At 60.1% G+C, this 296-nt stretch carries 1 protein-coding gene; it reads right to left on the bottom strand.

The features are described 5' to 3' along the window. Positions 1 to 296 (bottom strand): MBL fold metallo-hydrolase (locus A3764_RS00455; protein WP_150122014.1); only part of this gene is annotated, 296 nt, incomplete at both ends.

Genomic DNA, 296 nt, shown 5'->3' with positions numbered 1-296 from the left:
ATATCGGGCACCAGAGCGCCGATCGCATTGGGGGCGCCCGTACGCTCCTTGAGGTGGGCGGAGGCCATGACGTGGTCGGCATGGGGGTGCGTGTCGAGGACCCATTGGACGCTCAGCCCGTTTTCCTTCACCAGATCCAGAACCTGATCCATGCTTTCGGTGGTGAACTTGTAGTTCTTCGGATCGAAATTCCAGACAACGTCGATCAACGCCGCCTTGCGGGTCTTGGGGTCGGCACAGATGTACTGGATAGACCCGGTGTCAGGCTCATAGATGCCCCAGACATCGGGGCTGCC

Source organism: Sulfitobacter sp. HI0129 (assembly GCF_001635395.1).
In the GTDB taxonomy this organism is placed as follows: Bacteria; Pseudomonadota; Alphaproteobacteria; order Rhodobacterales; family Rhodobacteraceae; genus Sulfitobacter.
The sequence above is the reverse complement of the archived record's forward strand: the minus strand, read 5'-3'. Positions and strand labels throughout refer to the sequence as shown.